The sequence below is a fragment of the uncultured Aliivibrio sp. genome (assembly GCF_946479765.1).
GTDB lineage: Bacteria > Pseudomonadota > Gammaproteobacteria > Enterobacterales > Vibrionaceae > Aliivibrio.
Map to the genome: position 1 here is coordinate 1 of NZ_CAMLHO010000068.1, position 10,216 is coordinate 10,216.

A 10,216-nucleotide genomic window follows, 5' to 3' on the forward strand; every position below is an offset into this window, starting at 1 on the left:
AAGAGATGAAGGTACGCATGGCGGCGGAAAACGATTTGAGGTTATTGAAGGAGGTATTTTTAACCGAGCGTCGATTAATGTCTCTCAAATTCATTATGAAGATCTTCCTGAAAAACATTATGACAATGCTACTGCGCTCTCTACAATTATCCATCCTGCAAGCCCATTAGCGCCCTCTATTCATATGCACGTTAGTTGGACGGCACTTAAAGATGGGACCAGTTATTGGCGCATAATGGCCGATCTTAACCCTTCTCATTTTAATAAAGACGACAAAGAATACTTTGACCAAACACTTAAAGTGGCGGCTAAAAACTATTACTCGCAAGGGACAACGTTAGGCAATCAATACTTTGATATTCCTGCATTGAAAAAGCGTCGAGGCGTGAGTCACTTTTACTTAGAAGGCTTTAATCCTGTAGAGGGAAATGGTTCAGAGTTTGCTCATCAATTTATCACTAAAATCATCGATACGTATGTTCATATTTTAACCTCACACTTGATTAATCCAACGGAACCGTCTTGCACACAAGTACAGCAACAGTTGGATTATCATACGTTGTATTTTTATCAGGTATTAACTCTGGATAAAGGAACAACGGCGGGACTTCTTATTCATGATCAAAATGATGTTGGTACTTTAGGTTCCTTACCTTCTCATATTAATAGGAACTTATTGCAAGAGTGGCTAGCCTTATCACCACAACCGATTGATACTCTCGTTTCTGACTTATTATCGGTATTACCAGAAGAAACCGTGTGCCCTATTTCTTCTGATACCAAAGCCCTACTAGCACAAACCATTCGTGCGTTTTACATGGCTCGTACATAAATATCTCAAACAAGCCATTGACTATTAATCTCAATGGCTTAATTTATAACAAATCAGGCTTTATCCATACTTTTTCAAAATCAAACCAACCTAATCCATTGCATGATGCGTTTTGAATACTGTTATTGGCATCTTCACTGATCCCCATCCAACCATGAAACAACGGTAATATTTGATTACTGTCTACTAGATATCGACATATTTCATTCGCGGGAAAATGACGTTCAGATGATGCTTGCCAAGTATCAATAAGTGCGGTGATATGTGCAAAATCCTCATTTGGTGTTGCTCTCTCTATTTCATTGAAAGCAAATAACCATGAAAGCAAGGCTTCTGGACACTCTGTTCCTAAACTCATCCCTCTTAGCCATATATCAATAGAGGCTGTTTGCTCTGCACATAACAAATCCAAAGTATCAAATTGATGAATTTTTAACGTAATACCATCTTGTGCTAATCGTTGTTGAATGATGTTACCGAGTAATGGGTATAAAGGATGTTCATTTTCATACCCAAGGTGAAGTACACTTCCTTTATTTGGTTTTGTAAACGGTAGTTTAGGTCGATTAAGACAATGTTGTAAGCCAGGTAATAACCCATAAGCATTGAACAAACCAATGCCATTCATTTGCGAGTTTTGCAGCTCATTTAGCAGCATTAAGGGAGTAATGGCATACGATAAATAGGCTTGCCAGTTGTTGTCTTTTGCTATACCTGTTTTACGATTAAACAAGATATAGCTACATCCGTTATCTACCGCTACTTTCTCACCATAGGACATTGCAGACTCTGTTCCTTCATATACGTCTAAACCCAACTTTAATTGAATAGGAGCGACTTCAGGCAATGTCCAGACTTCAACCGAATCAATTAATGGGCGGTAACCAAAGTAATGTTCATTCGCAATAAGGACTAATTTCTTATCTGTATTGTCACTTATCTTATAAGGCCCAGTTCCAATAGGGAAACGATTGAAATCGTGTGCAACATGACCAGATACCGGGATTATCTTTGCATTAAATTGGGCTAGTTTTGAATCAAAGTAATAGTCTTCTTTATCCAATATGAAATCAATAACGTTTAAGCTTGGACTTACAATTTCTGAAATGTGAGCAAAGACAACATTGGTTTTTAACTGTAAAAAGGTCTCTTTAATATCTTCAAAACTCAGCATTTTTCCGTCATGAAAAGCAACACTTGGACGAATATAAAATCGCCAATGCTGCGGAGATAATCGTTCCCAGTGATGGGCAATATCCCCCTCAATAGACCCCACTTTATTCCATTGAGTTAGACCATTGAAAATTTGTTGCACTAGGTGCTGCTCTAAGCGTCGGATCGCCAATGATGGTTTAAGAATATGCAATTGACGATAATAAGGAAGTTTAACGACTTGCTTACCCTTTTCATGGGATACGCCTAATACATTATTGATAAGATCAAGTAAGGCATCCTGATTACCATCAAGCATTTCAAGAGCGACGTCCAGTTTTCCCTCTTCGATATTTTGTCTAGCCAATGCTAAATAAACAGTCACTGGTGAGGAAGTAAACTCTAATACCGAACTTTTCCCTCGACCAACGGCTGGATTCCAAACAATCCATTTTTCATCGGACATTTTTTTAAGAACCATCCGCGTATTTCGACGAGTACAACATAACAAACCGGCAATATCATCAATTTGAACACCAGATATATTGGTATAATAATGTGTATATAATTTTTCAAATTGTGTACGTAAGCGTGGACTACCCATAAAGCACCGTTTATTTAATTAATACAAGTCTAGTTCGGACTCAAATTCTGAGACTGTGAGCTTATGCTCTTGATTTTTCAGTAAGTAAGTTTACACTAAATCTCGAGTATTTAGAGGAAATTCATCATGGCCCCAATTGAATTACACCAATTTAACACCCAAAAACGAAGAAAGTCGGATCGTTATCCTATTGAGCGAAATGGTATCTATATTGTAACGTCAGGACAGTTCCATTATTGCGATAAGTCAGGAAAAAACATCATTCTTAATACAGGGGAATTCTTACTCTATAGCTCGGGCGACATTTCTAAAGTTAAAATGGTCAATAATGAAGGTAATTTTAAAGCAGAAATCTTAGTCATCGATGTTTCTGTATTTCAAAAGTTCCTTACTTATACTAATAACATAAAGCATGTTCCTTCGGAAAGAGAGTCTTTTATTTTTAGTCCAGCAGATAACTCTATTTTCAAAATGCTTACGCTAATTAAAGAACAATTAGTAGAGGGAGCAAGTGACACTTCTCTTGAGTTCTTAGTACTCGCACTGTTAAGTGAAATGCTCAATAAGCACCCAGAATTGATTGCCGTTATACGCCGAATTTCAGTTCTAACTACATCACAGCAATTAATCCGTTATGTTGAGAAAAACATTTCAGCCGATTTAACCATCGATGCTGTTGCCCCTGAACTAGGCATGTCTTCATCAACTCTCAAACGTAAACTTCAATCTGATAAACTCTCTTTTGCCCACTTAGTAAAAATTAAACGCATCAACTATGCTGCAACTCAACTTCGTATCACACGTAAAACCATTACTGAGATTGCATATGAAACCGGGTTTAAAACCGCCGCACACTTTAGTTCCACCTTTAAATCCATTCACGGTTCAACACCAAAAGAATTCCGAGAATCCATTCAAGCTTAATTGTCACATTGGTGTAACACTTTGACTTTATGATCCCTTTTTTCATTATGGATTTAGATATCATGGTTAAAACACTAAGTTACACCACCTTTGTTACAGGGTTACTTTTTAGTACACTCTCTTTCGCAGCAAATTCTAATCTCACAATAGCAGGGTCTACTTCTGTTTCTAATTTATTAGAACCATTTATTGACACTTACAACCAGTCAAATGACCCAAAAATCAATTTACAGAGTATTGGTTCTAGTGCCGGTATTCAAATGCTGGAAGATAATATTGTGAACTTAGCAATCAGCTCACGACAACTTTCAGAAAACGAACAAAAATCTCTATCTTCGACCCTTATTGCTTACGATGCTATCGCTATAGTGACTCACCCACAAAATCCAATTACTAATTTATCCGCAGATAATATTTGGAAAATCTATCATGGTGATATTACTAATTGGAAAGACGTTGGTGGTGAAGACAAAGAGATCGCCGTTATTACACGAGAAATCGCATCTGGTTCTCGATTTTCATTTGAAAAGCATCTTAAACTAACGAAAAAAATCAATGTATTTACGGTTTCAGATATTAGTAAAAAAGCCATCGTTGTTAATGGAACGAGTATGGTGAAGAGCATTGTGGCTCGTAATCCGCATGCTATTGGCTACGTATCAGCCGGATCTATTGGTGATCTTGCTCAATTACAAGTTGTTAAAATTAATGGTATTTCACCTACCACTGCATCTATTTCTGAAAACAAATACCCTTTATCTCGCCCTTTCTTATTCGTTTATAAGAATAATGCATTGCCAGAAGAATCAGCTAAATTCATGCGTCACATTGGCTCTGATTCTTCAATTAATAAAATAAAATCATTAGGTTATGTAAAGGAACAGTTGAAATAAAATAATGAATAATTTATTGTAATGAGACAAATACCAAGATTAAACTTGGTCTATCAACAAGGATAAATTATGTTAACTGTTAATAGCTATTTTGACGATAAAGTAAAATCAATTGGGTTTGAGCAAAATAATAATGCAATTTCTGTCGGTGTAATGTTACCGGGTAACTATACCTTTGGAACTAATGCAGCAGAGAAAATGACGGTAGTTACAGGATCTCTTACCATTAAGCGCTCAACTGATGCGGATTGGGTGACATTTTCTTCAGGTGAAGATTTCTCTGTTGAGGGGAATTCATCATTTGATGTAAAAGTAGAGCTTGAAACTGCTTATCTATGTGAATATTTATAGTTTCATATTAACTCTATAGTTTTATGTAATAAAAAATGCCAAGTGAGATTACTCACTTGGCATTTTTATTGTCATTAATACGAAGGCTTAATTAAATAAGTCTTACTCGTCATCAACAACCACTTGTTTTGGCTTTTTCTTCGGCATAAAGACTTGATCACCCACTGCCACGTTAGTATGGAATGAGTTATCACGCTTTTTAGCCGCTTTTGGTTTGTATGAACCACGTTTCGCAGTGTTTTTCTTTGCGTCGTCTTTCTTAACAAACGTACGTTTTTTCTTAGGTACAAGACCTTTGAATTTACCTTTTAGATCTTCAAATACAGAGAACGTTAATTCTTTCTGTAGGAAGTTTTCTATACGTTTGAAGCTTTCCCAGTCTTTTGGGCCAACTAAAGAGATTGCTGTCCCTTTTTTACCAGCACGACCAGTACGACCAACACGGTGAACGTATTCTTCCATATGTTTTGGCATATCAAAGTTAATCACATGAGTTACACTCGTTAAATCCAAACCACGAGAAGCAACATCTGTTGTTACTAGGATCTTATGTGCGCGACGCTCAAACTGACTCATAATATTGTTACGAGCCGTTTGGTTCATGTCTCCACTTAATGCCACCGCTTTAAGCTTACGCTCATTAAGTAGAGTGGTTAGACGGTCTGTATCGGCACGAGTTGCTGTGAAAATCATGATTTGGAAGTATTTTTCCGTCTCAATAATTTTATCTAACAATGCTTGTTTATGATCTAGGTGATCACACAAGTAAAAGCTTTGCGTAATATCAGTATGCTCATCTGTTGATAAACCAACAGAAACAAACTTAGGATTATCAAGCATATTACCAGCAAACTGAGTCACGGCGTCATGATCTAATGTTGCAGAGAACATTAATGTTTGACGACGACGATGGTTTGCCGCTTTATGAATTTTTTGTAAATGCTCAGCAAAACCTAGATCAAGCATACGGTCTGCTTCATCAAGAATTAACGTTTCTAACCCATTTAAGAACAAAGATTGATGCTCTAAATGGTCAGCTAAACGTCCTGGCGTTGCCACGATAAATTTAGGAAATTTACGCAGTGCATTCACTTGGTCATTAAAGTTTTCACCACCGGTAATTAAAGTAGCGTCATAACTTAATCCACCTAACATACTACGAAGATGATTATAAACTTGTTTCGCTAATTCACGCGTTGGTGCCAAGATCACTGCACGAGGATCATTCTTAGAGAACGATTTTGATTTCAGTGATTTATGAAGCATTGGCAATACAAACGCTAATGTTTTACCTGAACCTGTTTTTGATGACGCAAGAATGTCTTTACCTGCCATCGCAACAGGTACGGCTTTACGCTGAATTTCTGTTGGTTTTTTGATGTTCTGATGAGCGAGGTTTTTTAATAGGCGATTATCTAAACCTAAATCTTTAAATTGCAAAAGCTTGCACTCCGATTTCGAGTATTATTGATGGATAACCAGTCATTCTGGTCTAATGCGGCGGAGTATAACATAACTGTCGTTTATCTTGCTACAATATGCACAAACAGATAGAAAGTCTTAACGCATAAAAAACTAATTTAATTATAAGAAAAGTAGAAAAATTTATGAGCATTCAAATTACTGGAACATTAGCAAAAATGCGCGCATCACTGCTTGACGGTGCCGTACAATATCGCCTACCTGTTGGTGAGAAAGAAATCGAACTCAATGCATTAATTGGTAAAACACTGACACTGACGCATACGGGCAATATTTTCTGTTGCTCTTGCGGCAAGAAAACGAAGAAAAGTTACTCACAAGGCCATTGCTTTGTTTGCATGAAGAAACTGGCAAGCTGTGACATGTGTATTATGAAGCCAGAAACGTGTCATTTTGCAGAAGGAACTTGCCGTGAACCTCAATGGGGTGAAGAAAACTGTTTTGTAGACCATTATGTGTACCTATCAAATACATCTAGCATAAAGGTTGGCATTACTCGTCATACTCAGATCCCTACTCGTTGGATTGACCAAGGTGCAACGCAAGGACTACCAATTGCTAAAGTGAAAAACCGCTTAATCTCGGGTTTAGTGGAAATTGAATTAGCGAAACTGATTGCCGATAAAACCAATTGGCGCACCTTATTAAAAGGTAATAATGAACCGCTTGCTTTAAAAGAAGCGGCATTAGAATTGTTGCCACAAGTCGAAGAAGCTATTGCTAAAATTCAAGCTGAACACGGTGACGATTCTGTTGAATTTCTGGACGAGAGCATTCTAGATATTACCTTCCCGGTAAACGAGTTCCCTATCAAAATCATCAGTCATAACTTTGATAAGAACCCAGAAGTAACAGGCGTATTAAATGGTATTAAAGGGCAATATTTACTGTTTGATACGGGTGTAATAAATATTCGCAAGTTCGGTTCTTATGAAGTAATCGTGACAGCGTAACTTTCAAGCCATTAGGGTTGTACTTATCTTTCCGGTGAGAATAAGTACAACTCAAATGTGATTCACGTCGTATATCTATTTTCCTTTATTTGATAAAAACTACTGATTCCGTTATCAATAGAACATGCTATTTAATGGAGTAGAGCATGTTACTAGTCACTCAAGAGCAATTTCAAACCTATTTATTTTTAGATGACGATGGCTCGTATTATTCAAAATATGATGGTTATTTATTACAGAGTGTTTTTCAACCTATCTTTAATATTCAACAAACCATTATTGGCTATGAAGCATTATTACGAATTTATGACCATGATATGCAACCTATTCGACCAGATCTATTTTTTAAAGATACGACAAGAACTGTTAAACAAATTCTAAATATTGAACGACTAAGTCGTATTATTCATATCCGGAACTTCTCTCTTTTTTCACAAAGAAGCACTCAATTATTCCTGAATATTTTACCTGAATCCGCAATTCATTTTCATACAAATAAAATACAAAACCTGAACACATCTTTGCTTGAATCACGAATTCAAGAACTTGGTTTATCCCCTCAATTCGTAACTCTAGAACTCCTTGAACTTCATTATCATGATAAAGACAAGCTATTAGCTGCTATAGAAGATATTAAATCATATGGTTTTAATATAGCTATAGATGACTTCGGTTCAGAAGCCTCTTCTGAAGAGCGCGTTTCTTTATTAAGGCCAAATATCTTAAAGATTGACCGTTCTTTACTACTTAAATATGAAAATGGTAATACTGAACCTATTATGTCAGCAATCGCCTTAGCGAGAAATCAAAAAGCATTAATTGTTATTGAAGGCGTTGAAACCGCTAAACAATATGAAGATATGAAATTACTTGGTATTGATTATTTTCAAGGCTTCTTATTAGGTAAACCATTGCCATTACAACAACAAAATCATCAAGCTGCGTAACTTCCCTTTACTCTTTTGACTTTGCCGTTAAAATAGCGTTTTTGATTTTTAAAGGATTCACGCTATGTCCATCCAATGGTTCCCTGGTCACATGCATAAAGCTCAAAAAGAGATCGCTGAAGTGATCCCTAAAATGGATGTGATCATCGAAGTACTTGATGCTCGTATCCCTTTCAGTAGTGAGAATCCAATGATCGCCTCTCTACGTCAAGACAAGCCTTGTATTAAAGTTTTGAACAAGCGTGATTTAGCCGATCCTGAAGCGACTCAACTTTGGATTGAACACCTTGAGAAAGAGCAAGGCGTCACAGCAATGGCAGTGACAACCAGCAACCCCGATGAAATCCATAAGATTATGGAAAGATGTCGTAAATTGGTTCCGCACCGTGAAGCCATGGGAAAAAACGTTCGTACCATGATTATGGGTATTCCCAATGTTGGCAAATCAACCATCATTAATACGTTAGCAGGACGTATGATTGCGGTAACCGGTAACCAACCAGCAGTAACTCGTCGTCAGCAACGTATTAATTTGCAAAATGGGGTTGTTCTTTCTGATACTCCTGGAATTTTATGGCCTAAAGTTGAGAATCCACACAGTGGTTTCCGCCTTGCTGCAACTGGTGCTGTAAAAGATACCGCAATGGATTATGATGAAGTGGCTTTCTATACTGTTGAGTATCTAGCAAAACAGTATCCAGAGCGTTTAAAAGAACGTTATAACTTGGATGAATTACCAGATAACGATGTAGAGTTAATGGAAGCAATTGCTCGTAGTCGTGGTTGTTTACAAGCTGGTGGACGTGTTAATATCTATAAAGCGTCTGAAATTCTTCTTCATGAACTTCGTTCAGGCACATTAGGTCAATTAACTCTAGAGCTTCCAGATATGATCCCCGCTGAACTTGAAGCAGTTGAAGTTGCAGCCGCGCTGAAAATTGAACAACAAATTAAGAAAAAAGAAGAACGTCGTAAACGTTACTTGAAAAACAAACGTTAATTCTTTTTAGTCACTATAAATAAAAAGAGAGGCCAACCATCAGTTAGCCTCTCTTTTTATATTCTTAATTACTAATATTATTACTCTTCAATAAGTAAACTTAATAACACTTCTTCTAACTGATCCCAAGGCAACAATTGGGTATCAATCACTTCTAATTTTGATTCTACACCATCAATACTCAGTAAATTGACAGATACAACACCATTAGCCACATTGAATGCATAAAAGCCTTTGTTGGTATTCATTACCGCTTTGACACGCTCCGCGGTAAGTGCCGATAGCATTGAAAACAACTCATCAAAATCAAATACAGATTCAGCACCAAAGAACCAACCACAACTGACATAACCTTGGCCTTTATTTTCTTTACGACAGAATTTTTGTCCAGGCTCTAATACCATTTCAACAATTTCTTGTTCTGCATGATGATGATGGTGATCTTCAATTATTAATTCGACCGTACGATCTTCATCTAGCCAATGTGAAGGCAACTCACCATGATTAATAGAGGTGGTTTTAGGTTGGTGTGGCAATGATTTTATCCATGAAGAGAACAAGCATTCATCATAATCCGATGCCATGTCCATTTTTGTTGCCACAATCACATCAGAAATACTTAACTGGTCATTAAAGTTCTGGTTACTTGTGTACTTCTCATTCGATAAATTACGAGGGTCAACAAGACCAATGGTTGACTTTAAATCAATGTATTTTTCATAATTTTCAGATTGAAGAATGGCAATGATTTTCTTTGGGTGACCTAAACCAGTGGGTTCAATAATCAGACGATCGGGCTTTTGACGCAGTAGAGCATTAATACCCACCGACATTGGCAGACCCGCAGTACAGCACATACAACCACCGGGTACCTCTTTCACCATCGCATCACTTTCTGTTAAAAAAGCACCATCGATACCAACTTCACCAAATTCATTTACTAAAACAGCCCAAGACTCTCCTTCTGGCTTATTTTTAAGTAACTGCAAAATAGTTGTTGTTTTCCCTACACCGAGAAAACCAGTAATGATATTGGTTGGTATTTTTTTCATAACATTGTCCACAATTAATAAGATCG

Annotated in this window: 10 protein-coding genes; 7 read left to right on the forward strand and 3 right to left on the reverse strand. The window is 37.0% G+C overall.

Annotated elements, in window-relative coordinates:
• Positions 1-832: coproporphyrinogen III oxidase (locus Q1K78_RS15860; protein ID WP_300181064.1), on the forward strand; the 832-nt coding region annotated here is incomplete at its 5' end.
• A 43-nt stretch (positions 833-875) separates the two neighbouring features.
• Here the strand turns inward: Q1K78_RS15860 and Q1K78_RS15865 are convergent.
• Positions 876-2,588: an SgrR family transcriptional regulator gene (locus tag Q1K78_RS15865; RefSeq protein WP_300181067.1), complete on the reverse strand. Its 1,713-nt coding sequence runs from the start codon at positions 2,586-2,588 to the stop codon at positions 876-878.
• Between the two features lie 126 nt (positions 2,589-2,714).
• Here Q1K78_RS15865 and Q1K78_RS15870 point away from each other — a divergent pair, with 126 nt between their 5' ends.
• The 3 genes from Q1K78_RS15870 (at position 2,715) to Q1K78_RS15880 (ending at position 4,756) form a co-directional block, all read left to right on the forward strand.
• Entirely contained in the window at positions 2,715-3,512 is a 798-nt protein-coding gene (locus Q1K78_RS15870) for an AraC family transcriptional regulator (protein WP_300181070.1), read from the forward strand.
• A 62-nt stretch (positions 3,513-3,574) separates the two neighbouring features.
• Positions 3,575-4,405, forward strand: coding sequence for a phosphate ABC transporter substrate-binding protein (locus tag Q1K78_RS15875; protein WP_300181073.1), 831 nt, complete (start codon positions 3,575-3,577; stop codon positions 4,403-4,405).
• A gap of 69 nt (positions 4,406-4,474) precedes the next feature.
• Entirely contained in the window at positions 4,475-4,756 is a 282-nt protein-coding gene (locus tag Q1K78_RS15880; RefSeq protein ID WP_300181076.1) for a pyrimidine/purine nucleoside phosphorylase, read from the forward strand.
• Between the two features lie 102 nt (positions 4,757-4,858).
• Here Q1K78_RS15880 and Q1K78_RS15885 read toward each other — a convergent pair whose 3' ends face one another.
• On the reverse strand, positions 4,859-6,196 hold the full coding sequence (locus tag Q1K78_RS15885; RefSeq protein WP_300181079.1) for a DEAD/DEAH box helicase: 1,338 nt from the start codon (positions 6,194-6,196) through the stop codon (positions 4,859-4,861).
• Between the two features lie 167 nt (positions 6,197-6,363).
• On the opposite strand from Q1K78_RS15885, the gene Q1K78_RS15890 reads away from it, so the two are divergent.
• From Q1K78_RS15890 to ylqF, 3 genes are all read left to right on the forward strand, one after another.
• Entirely contained in the window at positions 6,364-7,191 is an 828-nt protein-coding gene (locus Q1K78_RS15890; RefSeq protein ID WP_300181082.1) for a DUF2797 domain-containing protein, read from the forward strand.
• Positions 7,192-7,337: 146 nt separating this feature from the next.
• A complete protein-coding gene (locus Q1K78_RS15895; protein WP_300181084.1) occupies positions 7,338-8,138 on the forward strand; it encodes an EAL domain-containing protein in 801 nt (266 codons plus the stop codon).
• 64 nt (positions 8,139-8,202) lie between these two features.
• The gene (gene ylqF / locus Q1K78_RS15900) at positions 8,203-9,138 is read left to right on the forward strand and encodes a ribosome biogenesis GTPase YlqF (RefSeq protein WP_300181087.1); all 936 of its coding nucleotides are present in this window, start codon (positions 8,203-8,205) and stop codon (positions 9,136-9,138) included.
• Positions 9,139-9,218: 80 nt separating this feature from the next.
• On the opposite strand, the gene Q1K78_RS15905 is transcribed toward ylqF, so the two are convergent.
• Positions 9,219-10,190 (reverse strand): GTP-binding protein, encoded by a 972-nt coding sequence (locus Q1K78_RS15905; RefSeq protein WP_300181090.1) that lies wholly within the window; start codon positions 10,188-10,190, stop codon positions 9,219-9,221.
• Between the last annotated feature and the right edge of the window lie 26 nt (positions 10,191-10,216).